This window comes from Shewanella sp. MMG014, from assembly GCF_018100775.1.
GTDB classification, from domain to species: Bacteria; Pseudomonadota; Gammaproteobacteria; order Enterobacterales; family Shewanellaceae; genus Shewanella; species Shewanella japonica.
Map to the genome: position 1 here is coordinate 79,919 of NZ_JAGJDZ010000010.1, position 25,935 is coordinate 105,853.

Consider the following 25,935-nt stretch of genomic DNA (forward strand, 5'->3'; position numbering starts at 1 on the left):
GTAATTCAGGTTCAATGGATGAATCAACCTACCTTGATATCTCCATGTCCTTATTTGCTTGAATCACCTAGCGATAATAATCAAATAAAGGAATGATTGATGAAAAACGTTACCGCTTTAGCACTACTATCTGGTCTATTCGCACTTCCTGCAATCGCAGCACAAGATGCTCCGTTTCAACACGAAGCTGGTCTTGAATATTCAGCTAATACTGAAGAATTCGGCGATGGTATTTGGGATCTAAACTACCGCTACTACATCAAGCCAGTATCACAAGATAATGGCCCATATGCATTGAATGGTTTTTTAGCGCAAACCACTAATATTGGTGCTGGTTACTCAATGTTTGATGATGCAGATACTGACACAATTCGTATTGATGGAACTTATGTATTTGACTCAAAATGGTTTGTTGGTGCTGAATACAATCGCTTTGAAATCGGCGATTTCAGTGGCAACCTTTATCAATTCGATGCGGGTTACTACTTCAATGACAGCTCGAAAGTCGCGGCATTCTATGTCGATGGCAGTGATGATTTTGAGTCATTCTACGGTGCTGAAATTCGCAGTTTTCTAGCCTTTGAAACCACAACAGGCATCGATTTAGGTGCTATGTGGACTCACACTGACAATGACGACATCTTCAATTTGAATGCTGACTGGTATGTGACTAAAGCTTGGTCTGTTGGGCTTGGATATGTTGACGACGGTTCAGATAATGATTTTGCAGCTAAGACAGCGTACTGGTTGCGTATGTCAGACGCCTTCTCTGCAACTTTTGAAGTATCTAAAGTACTTGATTCTGATGTAGATGGCTTTGGCGCAAGTATCGGTATTGTCGGTCGCTTCTAAACCTTGCTTACTATCTCCCCTGATACCCAAAAGGAGCCATGATGAGGCTCCTTTTTTTATTGACTCTCTCAGTCAAACCAATAATTTTTGTAAATAATCTGCGAAATTTCAAATACCCGCCATACTTAATCTTAGCCACTAAACCTTTGCACTAAAAATGATCGTGCAATGATTAATTACTATTAGGTCAATAACTTAATTAGCTAATTCAATTATACATAGCACTCAAGACTTCTCATTTGTGGCCATTAAAATAAGTATAGGTAACCATAATAAAAACAACGAACGCATCAATAAAGCTTACCCATTGCGCTTGGAGCTTTATGTTAGTCATCATGATGTCTCCCGTGCTTGCATTAGCCTCACAAGCACCGCTAACTGTACCCAATCAAAGCGATAAAGACCGTGAGACAGCAAATCAAAATAACACCATTACTGTTGATAACATTATCGTGCAGAGTAATGCTATTTTTGACGAAAGTGACCCTGATGCCTTTTTTATCCATCATTGGGCGAATTGGCTACACATTAATACCACTGAACCCACCATTCTCGACAAGCTCACTTTTAAAGAGGGTGAACAAGTCACTCAAAAAACGTTTGCAGAAGCACAACGGTTATTGCGTGCTGAACCTTACTTACGTGATGCAAAAATATATGTTGCCCAGAAAGCGCCCGATGCGGACTCCGATGAGCAAACCGTGGTGGTTGAAACCTGGGATAACTGGTCGCTACTCCCCACATTTAGTCTGAGTTCGAGTGGCGGTGAAACCAAATATTCAATCGGGATTAAAGAAGATAACTTAATGGGACTTGGGATTAAAACTCGCCTTAAGTATCAATCTAATGCTGATAGAACGGGTTATAAATTTGGCGTTACCGCCCCACTCAAAATTATTCAACATGCCACTGTATCTGCCAATATTTATGACAACAGTGATGGCCAAGCAACCCACTTGTACTTTACTAAGCCTTTTTACTCATTGGACACAAAGGATCAGTATTTTGCAGAGTACTTAACAGATCAACGTATTGATACTTCGAGACAAAATGGTGAAGACGTTAATGAATTCGAACATAACGTTGATTATGCCGCCTTGTCTTTTGGTTGGTTATTAAATAAAACAGACGCAGATCTTTCAAGAGTAACGCTCGGTGTTACCCAGGATAAACATCAATTTGCAGCCAGTGACACGTTCCCCGATGGCCCTTTACCTCAAAATAGAGATTTTATTTACCCTTGGATAGGTTATGAATACCTGCAAGATGACTATCAGGTTTTTACCAATATTCACTTGATCAACAATAATGAGGATTTTAATTTAGGCTGGCGCCATTATGCTCGAGTTGGTTTTGAAACCAATGATGTTAGTGAGGGGAGTAATATCGGCTACCATTTTAATGTTAGCTCTAGCCGAGGTTATCAACTAGAAAAAGACTTACTGTTACTCAATTTCAGTGGCCAAGCTAGCATCAATACCAGCCAAAAAGACTTTTATAATGTTAGCGCTCAAGCTGAGTACTTTTATAAAATTCATCCTAAATGGACTGCCTACGCTAAAACTCGGCTGGCAACCTCGAAAAACAATTACCTTGATAAACCTTTTGCTTTAGGTGATGACACTGGAGTTCGGGGGTATCCCAATGATTACCAATATGGTGATAATCAATGGTTACTCACAGGTGAAGTTAGGTATTATCCCAACATCAACCTTTACCAATTAGCTGAATTAGGTTGGGCAACCTTTGTTGATATAGGGCAAGCCTTTGGCGGACCTGATGAAAACAACGAGGTCAGCTCCCCTATAGGCAGTGTCGGCATTGGTGCGCGAGTTTTCTCCTCAAAATCAAGCTATGGTAGCGTAGGTCATATTGATTTAGCCGTGCCTTTTACCAGTGGGGAGAAAGTCGATGACTGGGAATGGCGTTTTCAAGTAAAAAACCGTTTTTAATAAGATCTTCACTATTTAACCTCTGCGACTCAACTTGAGTACACCAGTTCCCTTGTTGAACATTAACAGCTGAAAGGCTTATTTGATGTTTTCAAATCCAGCAATCTTGTCACGAATTTGCTGTTCTTGTTCCTTGCTATCGATTTGATAAATTTTCTTAATTTGACTTTTAAATTGCGGAGCGTCGCCAGTTGATACGGTATCAAACCCAACTGTCACCTTACCCATGCGAGATGTAATAACCAAGGCCTTTGCAAACGTTAAATTCGTATTTACCCCACTTAACACAATGAGGTAAGTTTGTTTTGGTCGACTATCAACAAACACTGTGCGATTGTCCATAGTTCGCCAACCGTCCATCCTAAAGTTATCAATACTGGTGACTTCAGTCAGCTCATCAAATTGATAAAGTGCAGCTTTTTGTTTGCTTGCCTCTGACGCACTGCATCCCAATAACATTAACGATACCAACGCAATTATCATTTTATTCAACATAAGCTATCACCCCGTAATATGTTCAGTTAGTTCACGTTTTTAACGGCATAACGTCAGCATAACCAATGAATGAGTGAAAAAGCTAATGAATTTTTGATATCACGGATTGTTCAGCGACTACCTGCCATTGCTCCATTAATCCAGCGTTAATGCTGTCGTTAATGGCGCTATCCAATATAGGAGCCAAATGGGCATATTCGCTGTTCAGATACACATATAAGGGGTAAGTTTGTAGCTCTACAGGCAATATCATCACATTGTCGATATTCATCTTATTCAATGTACTTGCACCATCTAAACGACTGGTCACCGCCACATCAATACGACCTTTAACTAAAAGCTGCATGAGTTGTTCAGTAGACGCCACTTTTAATAGCTTATCTGGGTTTACGTCAATTTGTTCGGTATGTTTAACACCACGGATCACTCCCACATTGACATCGACGATATCTTTTAGCGAGTAAATATTGAGGCGATTATCACTGCGAACCAGTAATGCCGTTTTTAAGTGGTAATAAGGAGTGGGAACGCGAATGAGATCGGGATTATCAATGCCATATTCCCATATGCGCATGATTTCACCGGCACTTTTAGCTTCGCACACATTAAGCTCAGCTCGGCTTGCAGGCAACATTTCAATTTCACAATTTAATTGGTACTTTTTGCAAAATCCATCAAATAATCTGGCACCGACTTCCTGCTCTGCTAGCCCTTGGATACCAACAAAAGAATAGGGTTTTGCCATCGCACCAGCGACAGGTATTAGCCAAATGAACATACAAAGAAACTGAAATAAGAAAACATTAAGAAACACTTTCATGGCAATAAGTCCTTTTGCCGCGACCGATATACACCGGGATATGATTGTTGCTTTACCTGTACCTATGCCAATTTAGCGAGCACTTTCATAGAGGTAGATTGTAGCCAGCCACAATCACATCACCTAGGTTATATCGATAACTCCATTAGTGAGTTTCTATTATAGTAAATTTATCGCTCGCAGCTTTTAAATTGGTACTTAAGTGCGACAGTCCTTGAGACTGTTCAGAGACTTCATTAGCAATCATACCCACTTGTTGGCCAACTTCATCTATTTGCGCCAAGCCTTCTGTTAATTCCGACGTTGCTAACGCCTGCTCCTTACTTGCCTGAGCGATAAAATCTTGCTGCTCTGCTGAATAACTCATGTGAGCCACAATATCGTTGAATGCGAGGCCAGTTTGCTCTGCAACGAGATTTCCTTCATCCATTTTAGTTAACGACACTTGCACTAACTTCACCGTTTTATCAGCCGCTTCAGCGCTGCGACTTGCTAAGTTTCTTACTTCATCTGCCACCACAGAAAACCCTCGACCAAACTCTCCTGCCCGTGCCGCTTCAATGGCTGCATTAAGTGCAATTAAGTTAGTTTGTTCAGCAATCTGGGTAATTTCTCGCATGATAGTGGCAATTTGTTCACCTGAAACATGAATATCTTGTAAAGCGACCCTCAAGGCTTGCATTCGATCATTACCAGCTTTAGCAGCTAAATAAGCGGATTGACCTTTTTGGTTCATTTCTTCTGTTGCGTTAGCTGTTAAATGGATCTGGCTGTCTATTTCTTGCAACGCTGCACTGATCGAGCCTACTGACGTTAGCTGCTCAGTGGCACTTTGTGCCAGACTGTTGCTGTGATGATTCAGATCTTCTGTCGCACTGATAATTTGCTGGGTATTTTGCTTTACCGATACCGTCAACAAGGTGAGGTTATGCACCATTTCAACCAACGCATGCCCTAACAGATCTCGCTCACCGGCTACCGACGGCTGACAAGTTAAGTCACCAGATGCGATAATTTCAGCCGCAGCAACTTGGCGCTTTTGCATCTCAATTAATTGCTTCATTGACTGGCTCATATGGCCTAGCTCATCAGTGCGTTGTAATAATGCTTGCCACTTTTTGGCATCAAGGTGGGTCAGATTACTATCTCCTACCGATAAATCATCGACTGCGGTGACCATTGTCCCTAACCCTTTGGTTATTGCATTCACTAACCCTAAAATAAGCCCTGTGATCAATAATGATGAAACTAAGGCCACAATGCTGCTCAGCAGTATTAATTGAGACTGGCTTGCGGCCATAACTTTTTTATCGGTAGCACTGACAATGATCCACCCCGTACTAGCCTGTTGCCTGATTGAGCCAAGATACGCGACCCCATTCTCTTCAAAATCAACGATGCCACCTTGTTGTTTGCACAATGCTTGGTGTGACGCAAACGTTCGCTGACTGTCTATTAATGGGTGAGCAATAAGCTCACATTGCGCTGATAAAATAAACGCATAGCTATGCTCATCATGTTGGCTAATATCAACAAAGTCATGGTAAAAATTATCCAGTGGGATACTGGCAAATAACACCCCTTCACCTTGAACCCGTTTCGCAAAAGTGACCAATAACTTACCGTCTACTCGGCTTTTTCTCGGGTTAGAGATAACAATATCTGCTTGGTTAAATGCAGCGTTAACATAAGGAAGCTGCTGATAGCTTTGGCCAATACGCTGCTGATTACTTGCTGCGATGGCGACACCTTGTTTATTGAGTAAAGCGAGGTTTCTAAATTGAAATTCAGAAGCTAAGGCCGCAAAGTGCTTAGAGAGTTGCTCAGCAACCTGCGAGACGTTATTGCCTGTCGAGATGCGATTGTCAATGTGAGCATTATTAGCTTGTAACGTTTCACGTATATATGGGCTGCGAATGAGTGCGCTAATAATACCTTGGTTATGCTGATACCAACTATCAATGTTCTTTTGCAGCAATGCACTATTACCACTTACTGTATTTTCAGCCGTTTGTTTCATGGTGGTCAAACTAAAGTAAATAGTCAGTGTTGCCAATAACATAAAACCACACACAACCGCTGGCACAATAATGAGATTAAACTTATGTTTTAGCTTCATATTATTTTTCTTATTTATTCAAAACACGTTAAAACCAATAAGACATACAATATGATAAAAACCAGCTAAAAAAGATGATTAAGCTCAATTAATCTAGACTTAATCTGACAAATTTATAGATAAAATCACATAAAGCGTACACAAATAAAAAGCCGCTTCATCATTGAAGCGGCTTAAATATAAAGTTTAGAATTTAGATAAAGATGCGCTGAGATTAACTTCTGCGTCTAAGGCCTAACAAGCCCAGCACAAATAACCATAATCCCATTGCACCACCGCTTGAATCAGACTTAGGTTCAGGCTCTGGTGCTATCACTTCAGCAGTCACAGCAATAGTTGCTGTTGCAGCTACCGCTGTTTTAACACCATTACTGACCGTTAGCTCAATCACGGCACTGGCATCAGCATCAACCGCTGGCAGCGTTACATCGGTATCCATGGCCATTGCATCTGCGAAGATCACCACAGGGCCTGACACTTGGCTCCAAGCATAAGTTAACTCATCATCACTATTAGGCGCGGTACTATCACTTGCAGATAAGCTCACTGTCGTGCCTTCATCAGCTGTCAGCGAAATGGATTGTTCACCATTGATTTTGGCAACAGGTACACCACTTAACATTACAGGCGCTAGCATTTCAGTATGACTCACTTCATTAAGAGTATGCGAGACACTGAATACCAAGTCTTGGCTCATCACCAATGCTTGTGTATCAAGTTCCACGACAATCTCTTGTCCAGCTTCATTGGCCGCTTGCACCACTTCCCAAGAAACCATTTCACCATCAACACTCCCTTGATGACTGTCGCTTTCGATAACCAAACCGACTGGCAACTGCGCAGTGACTAATAAGGTGCGTTCCTCATCAGTGTCATTGTCTGCAAGCGCAATAGATAATGTGATCATATCGCCAGTATCTGCTGATTCGACATCCAGCTGACTTTGGGCATAGGTTGCTTTTCGGTATAACTCAATTGGCATTAATCCCACGTTATCTGCAGCATCCACACCGGTACCAATTTCAACTACAGTCGTATAAAGCGTGTCAGATTTAAGTGTTTTATCCCAGTTAAGGACTAACCCAATATCCTCATCGGCTGCCACAGCAGATTTAAAGTCAACAGTTACACTTTCATCATCTTTGCCAATGACAGCGAGTTCAATCACCACATCATCTTCGACATCTGACGGCGCAGACGTATCACCATAGTTGTGCACTGTGACATAGTAAGAACCTGGATCTGGGTCATTGATTTCACATAACTCATAAGCCGTTTCTGTTGCGCTCATACACGTTAAAGGATCCATTTCCCGTGCATTATCAGGCTTACCGTTATAGTTACTATCACGGCCAATATATAAGTCTAAATCCGGTGAACTGGTATGTTTAACACGTGCAATAAGACGCTTAGTGTTCGGCGTAATGTTCACTAATTGCGAATAATACTTACTGCTATCGTTATACACATTCGTTGGCCAGTTCGATGTATCGCTGTCGTCTCGAGGTATGGTTGTTTCAATCACTTCAACTTCAGCTAACTCAAAGACCCCAACCTGAATATCACTTGAGCCGACGGTCTTAATGCCAGAAATCGCAGCACTACCTTTATTCTGCCCTGTGGTTAACTGCGCTATTTCAGGCATACTGCCAGCAACAAAGCTCCCCACTACCGGCACCTTGGCGGGAGTTAGCGCGGTATTTTCTGGCGTTAATACTAAATATCCCATGCCATATTCTGACGCATAGCCTTCACCAATGGCTGCAGTGATATCTAAGCTAATACTTTCGCCAGCTGCAAGGGTAAAACTTGAAGGGGTTGCAGAGATAGACAAACCAGGGGTTTGAGATAACTCGCCCACAGTCCATGTTGACGATGCTGTTGCTGTGAATGTTCTTGTCCACGAACAGGCCATCATACAGTTATTCATTAATGCTGAAGGTAGGTTCAATGACTCGGGTGTGCCGTCTAAACTAGGATCTGCTAACGTATAATCTTCATGCGATACATCCATCACCAAGCCAGCGTTTAATGCATCTGCGACACGTGCGCTGCCAGCTCCACCTGTAAATAAACTGGATGGCGTCACACCGTCTTCCATCCATGTGTTTGTTTCAGCACTGAGCATTAAAGCAGATTGAGCTTGAGCCGGTGTCCACTCCGGTTTTAAAGCAGCAATTAAGGTATATACACCAGCAATATGCGGACTCGCCATAGAAGTACCGCTCATAAAGGTCGTCGGAGATTCTGTTTTATCTCCAGTATCTCGCCACGGTTGGTACTCTGTATTCGCCCCATAAATTTCAACGCCAGGAGCAGAAATATGCGGTGTAAGCCAACGGTTCATTATTGACTCAGGGCCTCGTGAGGTAAATTCCGCCGCAATATCTGCTTTAGCAGGATCGCTTTCAAGTACTGACGCATTAAAACTCACAGTATGATCAGAACCAGACGATAGCCAATCCGTCAGTAGTGCACCTTGATCAGCATCTAAATGTACTGCGGGTAAGACGTGTAAATCAGCATCGACTGTCTCAGCGCCACCCTCTAAGTTAATCAAGACTAAACCAGCAGCGCCACCAGCACGAACATTAGTCCCCTTAGCTACCCTTGCTATATCACCTCGCTCACATACAACAATTTTTCCGGTTACTGTGTCAGCGTCAAAAGGCTCAAGACAGCCTGCCATGCCTAAATCTGCAGCACTAATGATTTCGCCAGAGATACCGCTTGTTGCGCCTTTACCTATTAATGGCTCAAGATCGTAATCACCGCCTGTAAAGGTGACTTCCTTGTCTGTGAAGCTACGATCATGTGTATAAGCGGCGACGGTGGTAAGCCAAGGCGCATTACCCGGTGAACCAACGGTCTCAGCGCCAGGGCCGTCATTACCTGCTGCGACCGCAACATGGATACCTGCTTCTCGCGCAGCAAGAAATGCTAATGCATCAGTATCATTCCATGGGTCACTTGCGCCACCACCGACTGAATAGTTGATAACTTGAACGCCATGTTCAATTGCGTGCTCAACCGCTAATGCAGTGACATCAGGCCAACATCCTGCATCGGCGGCGCATACTTGATAAGACACAATATTGGCATGAGGGGCAACACCACTAATTTGACCAAAGCTAAATTCAGCTTCTTCGCCAACGGCGTTATAAACCGTCACATCTTTAACGATGTTACCTGCTGTGGTTGAAGCCACATGAGAGCCATGACCATTATGGTCAATACCAATTCGGTCGTCCCCTTCTGGGGTATAGTCGTCTAAAAGCGCTTCATGCGCCCAAATACCAATCAATTTGTCATTACAATAATGCGCTAAATCAGAATCACTACAATGACCTAAGTAGGTACCTTCTCCAAGTGGGTTTGTGTGGTCATAACCATCACCACCAATATCAGCAAAAGAAGCACTTGTATGGTTAATCCCTGTATCCATGATTGCGACGATGATGCCTTCACCCATACTAGAAACGCCTGTTGCTGAGCCATCCCAAGCACTTGGCGCTTGGATATGCTTTGGCCCAGAGTCAGTATTCAAATGACGTAGTTCGACTTTTTGAACGCTTTTTACACCCGCAACAGAGGCCAGCATTTGTGCTTCTTTTTCTGATAACTCAGTACTGAAACCGTTTAAGGCAATTTGATACTCGTCATGCACAGCCAATTGGCGGTTCAATGTTGATTTCGCCAGAGACAATGTTTTACTACGCTGGGTATTAAGGTATTGAATATATTGCTGACTCACTGCACTGTTAACATTCAGCACGCCTGTTTTAGCTCGGGAATTTGATGGGTTAGCTAAAATGCTTGTGGCCTTAAGATCCCCTTTATCACCGTGATAAGTCGCTAGGGGCTGGTCATCTAATAACACCATATAAAGGTTATCAATTTGACGTGGATTCTTGGTCGTTGGTTGGTATCCTCGCTGACCACTATCGGTATCAAGACCTCGGGTATCAACCACTTTCGCTTGCAAGTTAGGGCTAAATGCCAGCGTTAGCGCTGCTGCAATTAAGCTTTTCTTATATATCGATGTCACAATATCTTCCTCGTTCTAATTATTATCTATCGCGTCTTTATCTGTTTTCGTTAGCCATTGCTTGGCAATAAATCATGCTGTTAACGACAACATTTCGCAGCAATAACGATGTCTGTAACCTTGATACTCGAAGATAATAATCTGAGGCAAATATACAGCGACTATTCCATTTCATTTAAGCTTCACTTTTATTTCAATTCCTTTTTAATCATAAACTTACAAAAACAAATTGTATCTAAATGTATCCAATTTTAGCGATATATTCTCTTTTAACTCCATAACAGGGCTTCATGACAGTTTTATGGTGCACTCTCCAAATTAAACAATAAAAAACAGATGCTATCTTATTGTTTATTAAGTAAATGAAAAATTATTGAAAGATAAAAGAAACAAAATCAACGCCCATTTGCTTGAGCTTTGTGGTGGTTTCAATGAAAACCTATGTACGAGTATTGAGCAGAGGAATTCTGACTCAATGAGCCTAAGAGTGCGGCAACTCTATTTGAAATAAAAAGAAATGAAGTTAAGCAAAAATATAAAACAATAATTTGAAGGGAAACCCTATGTCATTTACCAAGTCAAAACTAGCGACGTGCATTGCAATCGCCTCAATGATGCCAGCAGCTAGCGTCGTTGCCAGTCAGTCTGATGTGTTGTCACCTTACTCAGCCTCAGCTCAACAAACCGAAAATGCGACCTTATATGTTTACTTATCTGATAAAGGGTCGTTAACTAAAGCAACTATCAACAACAAAAGTAAATTTGCCCAGCGCCTACAACAAATAGAAGCAAGCCAGCAGCAAGTGATTAATAACATCATGGCACTTGATGGCAATATCAAGACGCTTCCTGGTTCTAAACTCGTAGGTAACTTTATTCGAGTACAAGCCGACAGCAGCTATATTGAAAAAATTAAACAACTTGATGGTGTACAAGCCGTGGTTGTGGCTGCAGCACCTATTAGCGTGCCAACAAATGCACTTCGTACAGCAACAAGTCCTTCGATTAACTCTATCACTCCAGCTTCTGCGCCAGCATTTTCTGACGACATGACAGCGGGTGAAGGCGTTAAAGTTGCCATCATTGGTAGTGGTGTTGATTATACCCATACAGGACTTGGCGGCGATGGCAGCGATGAATCCTATGCAACAGCAATGGAGAATGCCGTTAATGCATTTGATGGGTTTCCAACCGATGTGGTTGTTGAAGGGATGGACTTAGCCAGTGATGCAGGCTGGGGATTAGATCCAAACCCAATCGACCAAAATGTGTATTTTACCCGTGATTACGACGGCGCGACACACAATACAGGCCACGGTACTCGACTTGCCAGCGTTGTTCACGCTTTAGCGCCTGCAGCCAAAATTGCAGCGTATAAAACCTCAAATGTGTCTGATCCATATGGCTACGGCTATAGCTTGTCATCAGAAACTTCAAGCACATTTATGTTGGCTCTAGAATACGCTCTTGACCCAAATCAAGACGGCAGTTTTGACGATCGAGCAGACATCATTGTCGTCGATGCATTAGGTGGTAATGCATTTTATGCTGAGCATGATGATGGCGTATCAGGTGCAGTGATTGAAGCTTATGCAATTGAAATGGCTTCGGCATTAGGTAGCTTAGTGGTAGTTAATGCTGGTAATGGCGGAGAATGGTACGACAATAGTTTTAATATGACATGGCGCGGCGCCGCGCCGAGTGCATTAACAGTTGGTGGCATGGTTGCTGACGAAGAAGGCAATATGATGGTCACAGAAAAGACTCCATATGGCCCAGTTCGTGGTGCATCAACATTCAGTAAACCTGATATGGTCAGCTACGCTGAAGATATCGAAGTCGCCGTTGTCGGTGGTGGTGATGAAATGGACACCCAATCTGACACTGTCATGGCTGCTGCCCGCATGGCTGCCGCCGCTGCGGTATTAAAATCAAAACGCCCTTCATTGTCGATGACTGAAATCAAAGCATTGCTCATGAATACAGCCAACAACAAAGTCATGGATCTAAACAACAAGCAAGGTGAATTAACGCTTATTGGTAGCGGCGCTGAAAACCTTGAAGACGCATTAGCTTCTGCAGCGGTTGTGTGGGAAAAAGGCTCATATCAGCCTAACCTCAGTTTTGGCTTTTCAGAGGGCACTGGCACGCAGCGTTATACCAAACAAGTACAGCTTAAAAACCTTTCAGAAGAAACCGTCACATACGATGTTGCCCTAACAAGCATGGGCAAAGATGGCGACATGGCCCTGACTTGGGAGCACCCAGCCAATATCAGTGTCCCTGCAGGACAAACGGTCGTTTTCCCAGTCACTATGGTTGTTGATTACACCAAGCTGGCTAATTGGCCGATGAAAATGGGCAGTGATTTAACTATTGAAAATTGGCAAAAAATCGAGCTTTCAGGCCAGCTGCAATTAATGGCTGAAGAACGACCAACACTGAGTGTGAATTGGCTTGCCAAACCACGCGCGAAAACGTCTATCACCCGTCACTTTGATACGTATGAAGAAATATACGGTACTGAGTTTACTCAAAAATTTAGCGAAACAGCTGGTGCATATGCACAGCAATTTACCAATGACAGTGAAACAGAAACAACATTTGCCGTGTTTCCTGCCATGAAACACCAACCCAACATCAATGTCGGTAAAGAGCATACCAAAGGTAACATGCTCAACACGGTTGCTGGTGGTATTTATGATGAAGCGATGTGTTCGTCAGGTAAAAAAATGGTTGTTGCTGGCCGCTTCTTTGAACCGAATGATGTCGGGATGGCGAACCATTTTGATAAAGCGGGTGCAGCACTTGTCTATTGGAGTACTTACCAAGAGCAGTTTGTTATCGACAACGAACTCGATAAAGCAGTTAATGGCGATCCTTATGCATGGGATGAAGCGACTCAAATGGTCATGAGTGGTTTTATTGAAGTTGATGAAAATGGTCAGCCACATTCCTACTACATTGATTTTAACAAAGAGTACGACTGGACCGATCATTATGGCCGCTACACAAAATCTAGCTTACCCACGTATGTCACAGGTCATGGCCAAAACTTTGTCGCACAATACTGTCTCGATGACTTATATCATGGCGAAAACATGGCGAGCTTAGAGGACTTTGACCAAAACCAAGGCTGGCTTTTTGGCACCGACCGCGACGCTTTAGCAAACCTTGGTGAACCCATTATTCTGTTTAATCCGGTCCAATATGGTAAGACAGCCACAACTGAGTATTTCGACTGGTTTACCGGCGAAATGGTCGAAACACAAAGTAAAGATGGTGGACTACCATTAATCTCTCGCTTAGTGGAAGAAGGTGAAGCCAAAGATTACAGCCCGATGGTCACTCTAGCCGCTGGTGAAACAGCTGAACTTGCGATGGCAAGTGAGTGTAACTTCTCTTTCGGGTTTGGTGGCGGTGGCTGTCAAAATGACGGGATGTTAATCATGAGCCTGGAAAATAACTGGGCAATGGCGACGCCTATGGGCCAAGGTGATTATGCCTTTATTCCACATCCCAAAGACGGCCAAAGTCACAGCATTAATGAAGATGCAGAAATGGGAGAAGTGGTTGCCCATGTTGAGCTGGATGCAGAAACCTTCTTTGCTAATGGTCAATATGAAGCAGAATGGTCTCCATATACACTGGCATTAGCCAAAGCAATTCCTGGCGATCCTTTCTCGGTTGCAAACAACGGAGAAATCACCGTCAACAATCCTGATGCTATCGATTATGATGCAGGCCACATGAGCTATGACTTAGAAGTCATTGGCTATCAAGGTAACGCATACACTGCGGTATCGACAGTGACGATTAACATTAATAACGTTAATGATATTGCACCAGCAGTTGTCGCTGAAATGCCAGCTGTCACTATGGATGCTCAACAAACGGCTGAAATTGATGCCTCAATGTATTTCAGCGACGCTGAAGGTGATGCACTGACATTTAGCGCGACGGGTCTACCTGAAGGCATCAGTATCGACAGTAAAACAGGTATGATTACTGGTACTGCTGCTGCTGGGACTTATGAGGTGGTTGTAACAGCTGATGACATGGTCAATAAAACCGAAACTGGCTTTACCATGACCATTAATGCACCTGTGGCTGAAGCGGCGCCAGAACCTAAAAGTGACGATGGTGGTAGCCTTGGCTGGTTAAGCTTAAGCTTGCTCGCTTTACTCGGGTTACGCCGTAGACAACACTAACCTTAGATAAGATCTAAAATGAATAAAAAGCGCCTTAGGGCGCTTTTTTATTTCTCGAGATACAAATTGAAACATTAATTTAACATTTAAGCAATATAACTTAAGACGCTGTAATTGTTATAAAAACACTCCTATCAGTAAACCTTATCCAAGATCCCAAAATGCATGGCGTATTTCAAAAAATAATAAATCAGTTATGTTACTCAAAGCTATTTGGTCATGCCTAAAACGCATTAATAAAATATACCAGCACCGTTAAATAATATTTTTAGACACCATAACCAAATATTACTCTGAACATAATAACGAATAGAAACACGCTCAGGAGTTTATGCTGTTAATATGATTTCCCTTCCTTATCAGCGCTACCAGATTGGTCAATGCATTATCAACTGTTACGACATGACCATCACCTCAGAAAACAATACGGTTGCCTTACCTGCAAAAGTATTCGAATTTTTGAAATTATTGCTGCTTCATCCTCAACAAACAGTCACTAAAGAACAAGCAATTGAAAAAGTATGGCAAGGTAATACTGAAGTAGGAAAGCGTGGAACAGGGAATGCCATTTGGCAGTTAAGAAAATCATTTTCTGAGCTTGGACAACAGCCTGAAGATTACTTCAAAACCGTCACAAAAGTGGGTTACCAGCTATTAATTGATCCGGTCCCCATTACTAAGGTGGTCACTCATCAACAGCAAAAATCTGATAATAAAAAGCCCATATTTATAGGGTTTTCTTTGGCGTTAATTGCATGTATTGCATTTTTTGTCAGCCAAACAGCAACCAAGTTAACCCAGCCTCCGATTAATGCTCAGGTTAAACCAGAGCGAATCACACATTTTGAAGGTGTAGAAGAGCGACCATCCATTTCACCTGATGGACGGTTTATGGCGTTTCAATGGCGTAAAAGTGGGACAAAAGGTCAGTTATACATTAAGAATTTACAAGACGAAGATGCCCCACTAAGACAAATTTCAATGAGTCACGATACCGAAGCAACGCCAAGCTGGTCGCCTGACGGACAATCATTGGCCTACCTAAGAACCACTGTCGATAATCAGTGTTTTGTGCATGTTCGTGATCTCATCACAAACCAAGATAAACAACTGGATAATGCCTGTGTTAGTAAGGGGTATTTACACAGTCTTGAATGGTCGCCAAACGGTAAAGCGCTTGCGTATGTCAAAGCGACCACAGATGCATCAGCTATTTTTAGCTATCAATTCGATACTCAGGAAGTGACTCAGTTAACCGCCCCATTAGCTGGTGAGCATGACCTAATGATGAGCTGGTCAGCAGACTCAACTCAGCTTGCTGTCATGCGAAGCCAAGATAACATGCAAGCAAAGATCATGCTGTATTCACTCGATAGCAACACCACAACCAACCTTATTTCAGATGAAACCCTTATCATTGGAATGGACTGGGAACATACACAAAATCAATTGTATTTTACTGCGCTAAGGGAAGCGGACTTTGTCATACAACGATACGATTTCGACACCCAAACATTAAGCGCTTTTCACCAAGATGAGACCATCAGCAGCATTACAATCAATGAAGCTAACCAGAGCCTGTATTATGCAAGGCATATTTCACAAGAACACATCACACATCGCTCGTTAAGAGATGGGCAAATCATTAAACAGCTAATCTCTTCATCTCGCGATTTATATGGGCAATACTTTACCGCAACCAACGAATTAATCTTTCTATCTAATCGCTCAGGGAACTGGGAATTATGGCTTAAGCGTCAAAATGAAAATATGATGCTAACCAATGATATCGGTATGATTTCAATCCCTTCCCCTTCTCCAACCAGTTCTCTTTATGCTGCGCCTATTCGCACCCATGGAATTGACTACAATGAACTGTACTTAGGTGATACTCAAAACCAAACCTTAGCAAAGATTGAACAAGTGAAAGGCAATGTGCGCTACGCCTCTTTTTCTAATGACGGTAGCGCTATTTATTACTCGGCATTTGTTAACGAACATTGGGGATTTTATCACTTCGACCTTGCCACCAAAAAAATCAGCCTACTCCTTGATAAAAACATAAAATTTGCCATCGAAGACGATAAAAATGGTATTTACTACACGTTAGATAATGAGCCTGGAATTTATTATTGGGCCATCAGCGATGGGTCAGTTATTCAAGCCGCTAATGATGAAACCCAAAGCACTCACACCAAAGTGAATGACTCACTGAGAGCCAAAGATTGGGGCAGTTTTTTCTATCAACAAAATGCCTTGTATTACCTTGAGCGAAGCGATGAGAATGACCTCATTCAAAAACGTGATGCCAATGGCCAAATCAGTACAGCGTTTACCTTACCAGCAATGAGTATTCGCAATGAACGCAGCCTTGCCAGTAGCACTGACGGTCACTTAATTGTCAGTATGCAGGGTATCAATGATGCTGATATTTATCGTATTCCACTATTAGACTAGCCATGAGCTCTAAAAAATTGTGACATATTCTTTTACAAGCCAACTAACTTTAACGAATTAAAACATGGTGCATAAGCGCACAATTTTTGACACACTGTAGCGCTAATTTTGGGTTTAAATTCAAGCAAAGAATTAATAACAACAAGGATGCCCCATGAAAGCACTTTCACTGGTTTGTGCCAGTATCGCTTTGGCGTTTTCAGGATTCAGCCACAGCACAGAAATCGACCATAGTCATATTCAACAATTTGGCCCTGTCGCCATTCCCACTTCACAATCTTTATCTGCTGGCAGTCACAGTGATGCTCTAAGAGCCAACCTTGCATCAAGCTTGTCTGCTAATAGTGATATCGATATTTTTGGTAACAGCTACCAATGGCAAGCTGTTGATACTAAAACCGCAGCCGGTTGGGTTGGCTATAAAGTCCAGCTTAGTGCAGAGCGATTTACCCAAGGTAAATTAACGGTTTCAGGCCTTAATGAGCCGCAGATGTACCTTAACGGTGTGCTACTTGAAGCATCTGCTAAAGCTGAAATCGCACTGCAAAGTGGCGATTACCAATTCATGATTTTAGCCGATGGCAGTGATGATGAATCTGAGTTCAGTATTGACTGGCAAGGTAAGTCAGATATTGATAATCCGAGTTTTACAGCAACTAAAACCCATCGAGTGTCTCCTGAGCAGTTGTTTGACTCTGAAGTCGTCACGAGTCTGAACCTATCGCCAAATGGCAAATATTTACTCCAAAGCAAAAGCCATTATCCGGCCAATAATGACAATAAACCTGTCAGTGTCACCGAGTTAATCAGTACCTCAAGTAAAGATGTGCTTTATCGTTGGCAGCACAGTGCTCCAGCAAGCGCCGCTTGGGCAAATAACAGCAAACAATTGGCTTTTGTTGCCGACAATCAAATACAACTGCTCACTGTAGATGGCATTAACCTTGCTATCCTCGCTAATGACATGGAAAACGTCTCGGGCCTTCAATGGTACGGCGATAACTTACTATTTAGCTGGGAGAAGCCCTATAAAGCAGACGAGAAAGCAACCAATAAACGCTTCCAAGCCCTGCAAGATAGATGGAGTTACTGGCGTAACAACAGCCAAATTTATCAATTAGATGTTAAATCAGGCTTCATTCGCCAGTTAACCAATGACAAACTCAGCAGCTACTTGCTCGACAGTCATGCCGATAAAGAAACACTACTGCTGACTCGTTCACCTGTTGATTATAAAGAACCAGCTCATAGCTTAACTCAACTGGTTGAGCTCAATGTAAAAGACCTATCTGAAAAGCTCATTGGTGAATACCGTACTTTCAATTCAGCCACTTATACTGATGATGGAATGTACATCATGGCCGGGCCTGATTTTATGAACGGTCTAGGGGTTCAAGACACTAGCGTGGTTGTCAATAACTATGATGGTCAGCTTTACTGGCGTAGTAATGAAGGTAAAGTCACCGCTCTCAGCAAAGACTTTGATCCTGCTATTGGCGGCGCAGCAAAACTGAGTAATGACGACTTAGTATTGCGCGTTGGCGAAGGCGACCGTGGCCAATTATATTTGTTCGATATTAGCAAAAAGCGCTTTAATAAAATTAATGCAGGCATGGATATGGTTAATCGCTTCAGCGTAGCCAGCGACTTATCAAAACCTGTTATTGCTTATGCTGGCACCTCTGCCACCGTGCCACAAAAAGCTTACTTGATGAAATCGGGTAAAAAGTCACTGCTATTTGATAGCCAAGCAGCCAGTTATGCTGATACGCGCTTAGGTGATATTCAAGACTTCGATTTTACCAACAAACATGGCCACAACATTGATGGCCGTGTCTATCTGCCTGTTGATTTTGACGCCAATAAACAATACCCAGCACTTGTTTATTACTATGGCGGTACATCGCCAGTAACCCGTAACTTTACTGGTCGTTGGCCATTTAACCTATGGGCTGCCAAAGGTTATGTCGTGTATGTACTACAACCCAATGGTGCGACAGGTTATGGCCAAGCATTCAGTGGTCGTCACGTTAACGCTTGGGGCGACTACAGCGCTGATGACATTATCGAAGGTACACAAGCCTTCTTGAAGGCACATAACTTTGTCGACCCTAAACGTGTTGGTAACATGGGCGCCTCTTACGGCGGCTTTATGACCATGTATTTAGCCACTAAAACCGATATTTTTGCCGCTTCAATGGCACATGCTGGGATCAGTAACTTATCAGCTTACTGGGGCCATGGTTGGTGGGGTTACGGCTACTCAGGAATTGCGAGTAAAGGCAGTTTCCCATGGAATAACCGTGATTTGTATGTTGAACACAGCCCGCTTTATAACGCCGACAAGATTAACACCCCAATGTTATTGCTTCACGGTAATGCTGATACCAATGTACCTGTAGGTGAAAGCCACTACATGTACACCGCATTAAAGATGCTAGATAAACCAGTTGAACTCATTGAGTTTAACGGCCAAGACCATCATATAAATGGTCGCCAAGCTCGCTTTGATTGGTGGGATGCAACCTTGGCATGGTTCGACTTACATTTGAAAGACGAGCCACAATGGTGGAACACGCTTTATCCTGAAACCAAAGCAGCTGAGTCTGAGTAAGCTTTTAGGACAGGACAAACCTAACCAATAAAAAGCCCTGATGATTCAGGGCTTTTTAATTATTCAGACACAAGGATTACTGGTATAGCTGTTTGTAGTTGGGGATATGTTCGAGCCAAAATGGCGGTGTACCGATATATTCTTGCACCGCCTTAATGAACTCACTGACTAATAAAGTCTGTTTTCGATGTGGGTATACCGCATATATGCCTGTATCCATCGTTGATAAACCATAGTTAGTCAGTAATGGTACTAACTTAGATTGCGCGATAGGCTCTTCTAAATTAAACAAATCAATCAAGCTGTAACCGAGCCCAGACTTAACTGCATCGATTAACGTTCGCACATCACTGACTTTATAATTACCACGCATTTTATACATTTTATACAAATCGCCATGGGGAGTTTCAGTTAAGCACATCTGATCTAAATTCACATTACCATTGCCGTAGACCACTGCGGGCAGTTGAATCAGCTCTTCAGGTGTCATAGGCATGCCATGTTCTTGAATAAAGCATTCTGACGCCACAATGGCAAAGTGAGTTTTAGCAATTTTCCGTGCAATTAAATTCGACTCGGTGAGTTTGCCAACTCGAAATGCCACATCAAAATGGTCTGTAATAATGTCAGTGCGCTTATCATCTAAGTTTAGGGTGACTTTTACCTCAGGGTATTGCTTCATAAAACGAGTGATCACTGGCTGCAAATATAATTGGCCAAAATACACCCCAGACGTAATGCGAATAATCCCCTTAGGCTTTGACTGGTATGAATCTGCAATATTTTGAACTTGGGATAAGGTATCAGTCAGTTGTAACGCTTGAGCTAAAATCTCTTCCCCAGCTGAGGTTAATGAAAACGAACGTGTTGAACGATTCAATAACTGCACACCAAGTTCCGTTTCTAATTTTTTAATCTGTTTAGACAGCAACGAATTGTCCATGTCATGCAAAGTTGCAGCCTTGGTAAACGAGCCTTGCTGAACGACATCAACAAATAGCGCCAATTGTTTGGTTAAAGACATGAAATTACCGTTAATTTAATTCGATGTGTGACTAATAATGACCTAATTAGTCCAACTTAGGGAGTCAATTTATAAATTGTTATGGGATGAATAACCTTAGCAAGTATAAAAAAACCACAACCAAATGAGAATAATATTTATTTACGTTGTAAATTTTGCTATTTTATCATCAAGTCCATGACGTAGTAGGCATTGCAGTGAGTTCAAAAAGCGCGCTAAAAAAGCTAAAGAAGAAGTCAAAAAAATTGACCAATAAGTCATTAAAGCAATTGAATGCGTTAACGGCAAACACCAGTAAAGTCACCTTGCTTAATCCACAATTAAAGCAAGAGCTTAATCAGTTGTCAGGACAAGTTGTTGGTAATGTCGTATCGGAACTTATTCAGCCACTCAATCCAGTTTTATCATGGTTTAATGACAGTGGTCAGCCATCTCATATTGGGCCTGTTAGCCGCGTAAAAATGCCTATCTCTACAGCAAAACCTGCAGCGACAAACGCCGTCCAAATTCAGCCACGTTCGATTGCGCAACTGCCGCTAAAAACGCCACCTTGTAAACGCTGTCCAGCACTCGCTGGGGGGAATTGTAAATGTGCGATGAAAAAATTTAATCTGAATTAATAACCCATTAAACGCTTAGAATAACGCGGCTAATTGATGGCCCAACGAGGCGAGATAATGCAATACCTGCCATTCCTTTTACTAGCGTTTTAGTCCCCGCAATAACAGCACTCTCAACGAATGATGATTTACTGCTTTCAACTAGCCAATCATGACTTTCTAGAATTTCTAACAAGCTTTCACAATCAAGCTCATTATCATCAAAGGTAATTGCAACTGAACCAGCATGGCATTGGTGTTTAATATGTTTGATAGCATCAATTTCATTTAGCTGCTCAATAAGCTCAATAACTTGATCTTTATTGTGGCGAATATATTCAGATCTCACTCTTAATCTTTGCTTTGTTTTATGAACATAAACACTCATCGAACACCTCTATAATTGATAATCATTATCATTACACTAATATTATCACTGACAGCAATTGTACGTAAAGCACTCGATCACATTTTTGACCTTCAAACATTATTTCTTTATCCCTGTTCTGCTTACTTCAATAACATATCCCCTTCCCGCACAATCTTTACAAAACTTACAAAACCAAGTCTATTTCAGCATATATATATTAAAGCATTCAATATCATCAACTTAACGCTACTCCCTACAGCACTTTTTCGCTCAACTTCAAATTTAAACGGATGATTAACGATCCCTGCCATAAAAATTCACTCAAACGTGATCTTAAACAAATAACTCAAGATTTTCGGTTCGTATAATGCTCGAATGGACAAATATCTAAACAAAGTTATCAAAATGAGACGCTGGGTCATGATAGCTCATCATATTCCCGGCCGAATTCGTCTCAAATACAAGCTTGGGATCATGTCACACCTGATGCAGTTTAATTTGCAAAATGTTGACGATGTGATTGCTCAAGTACCCGCTTTTGTCAGTTATAAGATCAATAAATCGACTGGTAGCATCGTCATTGAATACAACGCCAATCTCGTCAAACCTGAGCTGGTTGATGATCTTTTCGCAGGAACAGATGAGCAGGCAGAACACGCTTATTTCGCCCTTGCTCAGTACTTAAATGCCGAAGGAATTAGAACATGAGCCATAAATACACATCCGAGGGTTATGCCCCACAGTATGCTCAACAAGGCGACAATCAAAGCGTCCCTCAACAAGAGCAAAATCCGCAAGCTCAGCCACAGCAGGCTCAAGTACCACCAGAAATGAATCCTTACCAATCACATATGCCTCCAGGTTATGGTTACGGTATGCCGCCTAATGCAGCATACCCTCACATGCAACACCCTCATGCTCATATGCATCCGGGCATGCATCAAGGCATGCAGCATAACCATCCGCATATGCACCCAGGTTTTAATGGCCCACACGGGCATCCACACTATCACTCACCCTATGCGCAACATCATCCAATGTGGTCACAACCGCACATGATGCACCCCGCATATTATCCTCACCCTAACATGCCACCTCAGTCAGAACCTGACGCAAATGCAGAGCAAAACGATCCATTTATGGAACAGGCGCAAGCCATGCTCGAACAAGCATTAGGTGAAGACGCAGGCATGTTTAAAGACATATTAGGAAGCTTAGGTATGAACGATAAAGAATTTTGGAAAGGCGCAATGATTGGCGCTGCAGCCGCATTATTACTTAGCAATGATAAAGTCCGCGGCAAGTTAATGGACGTAGTATCTGGCGCAGGTGACATGCTCAAAACGGGTGGCGGTAAAGTAAAAGAAACCGCAAGCCAAACAGCGAGTAGCGTTAAAGAAAACGTGACTAACAGCAGTGAAATATTTAAAGACACCTACAGTGCGGGTAAAGAAGGTTTTCAAGCATCTGTAGAGCGTCATTATCAAGCACCAGCTGAAGAAGCGACTGCTGAAGCAGAGCCAGCTCCAACTGAAGAAGCACCAGTGCTAGCAACGCAATCATCAGATGAAATGAAACCAGCATGAGTAATACATACAGCCAACTAAGCCCTGCCAGCCGTGCTTTGCTTGTCGGTGCCATGGTAGGCGGTGGCGCCTCTGTCGCCACCCAGTGGCAATCTTACAAACAAGGTGAGATAGAAGCAGAAATGATGGTGTCTAAGGCGACTAAATCAGCCATTCAAGCGGCGGCAATCAGTGGGCTCACCACTTATGCTGCTGGTAAAATGGCTGGCCGTCCAGTCTTGTCATTAATGACGATTTTGGCTGCAGGCGCAGCGGGACTTTACCTCGTCGATCAATTTTCAGGAAAAAATCACCATGAATAATTATCCTCCTTATGGCTATGGTTACGGTTATGGCCCAGCAGGTCAGGCTCAACAGGCACAATCTGCTCCGACTGAAAACGCTGCACCATATAAAGCACAAAACACCAAAACCCACTTTATGATGGGATTAGCCGCAGGCGCTGCCGTGGCGTATTTGATCAGCAATAAAAAGGTGCAACAAAGTGTGGCATCAACCGGCGAAAAAGCCTGGTCTACAGTACGTGGTGAAGTAGAAGAGCTCAAAGAGCGCCTCGAAGACACCCAAGCTGAGTTAGATTATTACCGTAATCTGCATAAAGGTGAATAATGATCCCGTTGCGAATTAAGCACCATATTCCGGGTCGTATACGCTTCAAGCTCAATCGCGCAACCGAGCTTGAAGATACTGGCGAGTGGATCAAAAAAAGCCTCATGGTGATCCAAGGAGTCAGTGCTGTGCGGGTTAATGAAGCCGCTCACTCGATTGTGATTGATTACGATGACAACTTACTAGAGCCTCACACTATCGAGGCTAGGCTAACCCAGATTGATCTTAGCGAAGCTGAGCTTGAAGAGTCTGAGCATCAATTTACCCGTGGCGATATCGCCATGAATGTCATTGGTACTTTATCTGCGGCTTTGCTGCCTAATAAATGGGGTGCGTTGACCACTGCCACTCTGATAGCACCGACCCTTGCTGAAGGCATTTCAGAGCTGAAGCAAAAACGTGTATCAGTTGAAGTGCTTGATGCTATCGCCGTAGGTTTATCAGCCTATCGCGGAGATTATCGCACTGCGATGATGACCCAAACGCTGATTAGTCTTGGCGAATTCATGGAGCAAGAAACCTGTCGTAAAAGTGACAAGTTGCTCGCTGATTTGATGATCCCACAAGAGTCTATTGTTTGGCAGATCATGCCTGATGGCACTCGCTTGCAGGTAAGCTCAATTGAGCTTGCGGTGAACGACATTATCGAATTAGTGCCAGGTGACCCTGTTCCGATTGATGGCGTTGTCATTGATGGCGCTGCGCTAATTAATCAGTCAGCGTTGACGGGTGAAAGTGTTCCTATTCGACGAGAACTCGATGCCGTTGTGTATTCAGGTTCTAGCGTGCATGAAGGCACGATTAAGGTCAGAGTTGATAAGGTCGGCAGTGAAGCGACTACCGCTAAAATTGCTCAACTGATTTACGACTCTCTGAGCGAAAAAAGCGAGATCCAGCAAGTCACCCAAGACATGGCGAATCGCCGCGTAAAAATTACCTTAGGGATCGGTGCTGCAGTATTTGCACTGACTCAAGATATTAATCGTGTCGCATCTGTCTTTTTAGTCGATTACTCCTGTGCGCTAAAACTCAGTACACCAGTGACGTTCAAGTCCATTATGTACCGCGCCGCTCAGCAAGGCATCTTACTCAAAGGCGGTAGCGCCATTGAAAAGCTAGCCGAAGTCAATGTGTGTGTATTCGATAAAACTGGCACCTTAACCCATGGCGATATGGAGGTCACCGACGTGGTGCCATTCAATTGCCAAGGTGAGCACTGCGCTCGAGATTTATTGGCCATTGCAGCCTCAGTTGAAGAGCACAGCAACCATCCGCTTTCGCAAGCGGTAGTGAATGCTGCTAAACATCATAAACTGCCACACATTGATCATGGTGAAGTGGAATACGTCATTGCTCATGGGCTCAAAAGTACCGTCAATGACCATTGCCTTGTTATGGGTAGTCGTCACTTCCTTGAGTCACACGAATCTGTCGACTTTAGTGCCTATGAAGAGCAAATTCGTCAATATGAAGCCAAAGGGCGTCATCTGATTTTTATCTCTCATCAAGGCGAACTAATGGGCATGATTGGCCTTAGAGATCACCTACGTGAAGATGTCTATCAAACCCTAGAAGATCTAAAACAGTTGGGCATTAGCCAATTGATGATGATCTCTGGCGATAGTGTCTACAAAGCCAACATGCTTGGAGAAGATCTCAAACTCGACAGAGTGTTTGCAGAGGCGACACCAGAAACCAAATCAACCATCATTGAGTCATTGCAGCAGCAAGGCCATAAAGTGATGTTTGTGGGTGATGGCGTAAATGATGCACCTGCATTAACCAAAGCTAACGTTGGTGTAGCCATGTGCAAAGGCACAGAGCTTGCCAGACAAGCTGCAGATGTCGTGTTACTGCAAGATAGGTTATACGGTGTTGCTGAAACCTATCAGCTGTCTCAAATCGCAATGAAGATGATCAACAGCAACATTAAAGTCGCTGAATACGTCAACAGTGGCATTATGCTCGCTGCAGCACTTGGCTGGCTTAATCCAACCATGAGTGCGTTATTGCATAATGGGACAACGTTAGGGATTCTAGCTCGCTCGGTCGCCATCAAGAATGGCCCGAGGATCGGCTAGTTCTCGCCAACCTCCGACCTAAAACATCCTGTTTTAACCACAAAAAAGCCCAGTGTAACTGGGCTTTTTTATTGGCACCTGTTGTCCAATACCACTTA

The 25,935-nt window shown here is 42.9% G+C and carries 17 protein-coding genes; 11 read left to right on the forward strand and 6 right to left on the reverse strand.

The genetic code is table 11. The annotated features are described in order from the left end of the window. The first annotated feature begins 99 nt into the window (after positions 1-99). Together J8L86_RS15840 and J8L86_RS15845 are read left to right on the forward strand one after the other, a co-directional pair. The gene (locus J8L86_RS15840; protein WP_055025526.1) at positions 100-852 is read left to right on the forward strand and encodes a putative porin; all 753 of its coding nucleotides are present in this window, start codon (positions 100-102) and stop codon (positions 850-852) included. A 323-nt stretch (positions 853-1,175) separates the two neighbouring features. Next, positions 1,176-2,804 carry a ShlB/FhaC/HecB family hemolysin secretion/activation protein gene (locus J8L86_RS15845; RefSeq protein ID WP_211030994.1) on the forward strand — a complete coding sequence of 543 codons (1,629 nt, stop codon included), beginning with the start codon at positions 1,176-1,178 and terminating at the stop codon, positions 2,802-2,804. A gap of 78 nt (positions 2,805-2,882) precedes the next feature. Here J8L86_RS15845 and J8L86_RS15850 read toward each other — a convergent pair whose 3' ends face one another. The 4 genes from J8L86_RS15850 to J8L86_RS15865 form a co-directional block, all read right to left on the reverse strand. Beyond that, positions 2,883-3,299 carry a DUF6491 family protein gene (locus tag J8L86_RS15850; protein ID WP_065110367.1) on the reverse strand — a complete coding sequence of 139 codons (417 nt, stop codon included), beginning with the start codon at positions 3,297-3,299 and terminating at the stop codon, positions 2,883-2,885. An 82-nt stretch (positions 3,300-3,381) separates the two neighbouring features. After that, positions 3,382-4,119, reverse strand: coding sequence for a transporter substrate-binding domain-containing protein (locus J8L86_RS15855; RefSeq protein WP_055025528.1), 738 nt, complete (start codon positions 4,117-4,119; stop codon positions 3,382-3,384). A gap of 145 nt (positions 4,120-4,264) precedes the next feature. Next, positions 4,265-6,238 (reverse strand): methyl-accepting chemotaxis protein, encoded by a 1,974-nt coding sequence (locus tag J8L86_RS15860; RefSeq protein WP_211030995.1) that lies wholly within the window; start codon positions 6,236-6,238, stop codon positions 4,265-4,267. A gap of 214 nt (positions 6,239-6,452) precedes the next feature. After that, the gene (locus tag J8L86_RS15865; protein ID WP_211030996.1) at positions 6,453-10,286 is read right to left on the reverse strand and encodes a S8 family serine peptidase; all 3,834 of its coding nucleotides are present in this window, start codon (positions 10,284-10,286) and stop codon (positions 6,453-6,455) included. A 563-nt stretch (positions 10,287-10,849) separates the two neighbouring features. On the opposite strand from J8L86_RS15865, the gene J8L86_RS15870 reads away from it, so the two are divergent. The 3 genes from J8L86_RS15870 (at position 10,850) to J8L86_RS15880 (ending at position 19,568) form a co-directional block, all read left to right on the forward strand. After that, positions 10,850-14,497 carry a S8 family serine peptidase gene (locus J8L86_RS15870; protein ID WP_211030997.1) on the forward strand — a complete coding sequence of 1,216 codons (3,648 nt, stop codon included), beginning with the start codon at positions 10,850-10,852 and terminating at the stop codon, positions 14,495-14,497. A 342-nt stretch (positions 14,498-14,839) separates the two neighbouring features. Continuing rightward, complete coding sequence (locus J8L86_RS15875; protein WP_211030998.1) at positions 14,840-16,954, forward strand: winged helix-turn-helix domain-containing protein; 2,115 nt, start codon at positions 14,840-14,842, stop codon at positions 16,952-16,954. A gap of 154 nt (positions 16,955-17,108) precedes the next feature. Continuing rightward, positions 17,109-19,568, forward strand: coding sequence for a prolyl oligopeptidase family serine peptidase (locus tag J8L86_RS15880; RefSeq protein WP_211030999.1), 2,460 nt, complete (start codon positions 17,109-17,111; stop codon positions 19,566-19,568). 76 nt (positions 19,569-19,644) lie between these two features. Here the strand turns inward: J8L86_RS15880 and J8L86_RS15885 are convergent, their stop codons facing one another. Next, on the reverse strand, positions 19,645-20,592 hold the full coding sequence (locus J8L86_RS15885) for a LysR family transcriptional regulator (RefSeq protein WP_055025534.1): 948 nt from the start codon (positions 20,590-20,592) through the stop codon (positions 19,645-19,647). Between the two features lie 197 nt (positions 20,593-20,789). On the opposite strand from J8L86_RS15885, the gene J8L86_RS15890 reads away from it, so the two are divergent. Next, positions 20,790-21,212, forward strand: a complete 423-nt coding sequence (locus J8L86_RS15890; protein ID WP_211031000.1) for a hypothetical protein — start codon at positions 20,790-20,792, stop codon at positions 21,210-21,212. 7 nt (positions 21,213-21,219) lie between these two features. Here J8L86_RS15890 and J8L86_RS15895 read toward each other — a convergent pair whose 3' ends face one another. Then, complete coding sequence (locus tag J8L86_RS15895; protein ID WP_247663463.1) at positions 21,220-21,579, reverse strand: HMA2 domain-containing protein; 360 nt, start codon at positions 21,577-21,579, stop codon at positions 21,220-21,222. Positions 21,580-21,981: 402 nt separating this feature from the next. On the opposite strand from J8L86_RS15895, the gene J8L86_RS15900 reads away from it, so the two are divergent. From J8L86_RS15900 to J8L86_RS15920, 5 genes are read left to right on the forward strand one after another with little or no spacing between them, the layout of a single operon-like run. Further along, positions 21,982-22,269, forward strand: a complete 288-nt coding sequence (locus J8L86_RS15900; RefSeq protein ID WP_156003384.1) for an HMA2 domain-containing protein — start codon at positions 21,982-21,984, stop codon at positions 22,267-22,269. Then, positions 22,266-23,147, forward strand: a complete 882-nt coding sequence (locus J8L86_RS15905; protein ID WP_211031002.1) for a hypothetical protein — start codon at positions 22,266-22,268, stop codon at positions 23,145-23,147. The genes J8L86_RS15900 and J8L86_RS15905 overlap by 4 nt, the downstream gene beginning before the upstream one ends. Then, complete coding sequence (locus tag J8L86_RS15910) at positions 23,144-23,449, forward strand: hypothetical protein (RefSeq protein WP_211031003.1); 306 nt, start codon at positions 23,144-23,146, stop codon at positions 23,447-23,449. Before J8L86_RS15905 ends, J8L86_RS15910 begins: the two co-directional genes overlap by 4 nt. Further along, positions 23,442-23,756, forward strand: a complete 315-nt coding sequence (locus J8L86_RS15915) for a YtxH domain-containing protein (protein WP_055025539.1) — start codon at positions 23,442-23,444, stop codon at positions 23,754-23,756. Before J8L86_RS15910 ends, J8L86_RS15915 begins: the two co-directional genes overlap by 8 nt. After that, positions 23,756-25,837, forward strand: coding sequence for a heavy metal translocating P-type ATPase (locus J8L86_RS15920; RefSeq protein ID WP_211031004.1), 2,082 nt, complete (start codon positions 23,756-23,758; stop codon positions 25,835-25,837). Before J8L86_RS15915 ends, J8L86_RS15920 begins: the two co-directional genes overlap by 1 nt. Positions 25,838-25,935: the final 98 nt, after the last annotated feature.

Excerpts from the sequence above, each read along its gene's own strand:
- J8L86_RS15840 (WP_055025526.1), top strand. The coding sequence starts at position 100 with ATGAAAAACGTTACCGCTTTAGCACTACTATCTGGTCTATTCGCACTT.
- J8L86_RS15845 (WP_211030994.1), top strand. The coding sequence starts at position 1,176 with ATGTTAGTCATCATGATGTCTCCCGTGCTTGCATTAGCCTCACAAGCA.
- J8L86_RS15850 (WP_065110367.1), bottom strand. The coding sequence starts at position 3,299 with ATGTTGAATAAAATGATAATTGCGTTGGTATCGTTAATGTTATTGGGA.
- J8L86_RS15855 (WP_055025528.1), bottom strand. The coding sequence starts at position 4,119 with ATGAAAGTGTTTCTTAATGTTTTCTTATTTCAGTTTCTTTGTATGTTC.
- J8L86_RS15860 (WP_211030995.1), bottom strand. The coding sequence starts at position 6,238 with ATGAAGCTAAAACATAAGTTTAATCTCATTATTGTGCCAGCGGTTGTG.
- J8L86_RS15870 (WP_211030997.1), top strand. The coding sequence starts at position 10,850 with ATGTCATTTACCAAGTCAAAACTAGCGACGTGCATTGCAATCGCCTCA.
- J8L86_RS15875 (WP_211030998.1), top strand. The coding sequence starts at position 14,840 with ATGATTTCCCTTCCTTATCAGCGCTACCAGATTGGTCAATGCATTATC.
- J8L86_RS15880 (WP_211030999.1), top strand. The coding sequence starts at position 17,109 with ATGAAAGCACTTTCACTGGTTTGTGCCAGTATCGCTTTGGCGTTTTCA.
- J8L86_RS15885 (WP_055025534.1), bottom strand. The coding sequence starts at position 20,592 with ATGTCTTTAACCAAACAATTGGCGCTATTTGTTGATGTCGTTCAGCAA.
- J8L86_RS15895 (WP_247663463.1), bottom strand. The coding sequence starts at position 21,579 with ATGAGTGTTTATGTTCATAAAACAAAGCAAAGATTAAGAGTGAGATCT.
- J8L86_RS15900 (WP_156003384.1), top strand. The coding sequence starts at position 21,982 with ATGATAGCTCATCATATTCCCGGCCGAATTCGTCTCAAATACAAGCTT.
- J8L86_RS15905 (WP_211031002.1), top strand. The coding sequence starts at position 22,266 with ATGAGCCATAAATACACATCCGAGGGTTATGCCCCACAGTATGCTCAA.
- J8L86_RS15910 (WP_211031003.1), top strand. The coding sequence starts at position 23,144 with ATGAGTAATACATACAGCCAACTAAGCCCTGCCAGCCGTGCTTTGCTT.
- J8L86_RS15915 (WP_055025539.1), top strand. The coding sequence starts at position 23,442 with ATGAATAATTATCCTCCTTATGGCTATGGTTACGGTTATGGCCCAGCA.
- J8L86_RS15920 (WP_211031004.1), top strand. The coding sequence starts at position 23,756 with ATGATCCCGTTGCGAATTAAGCACCATATTCCGGGTCGTATACGCTTC.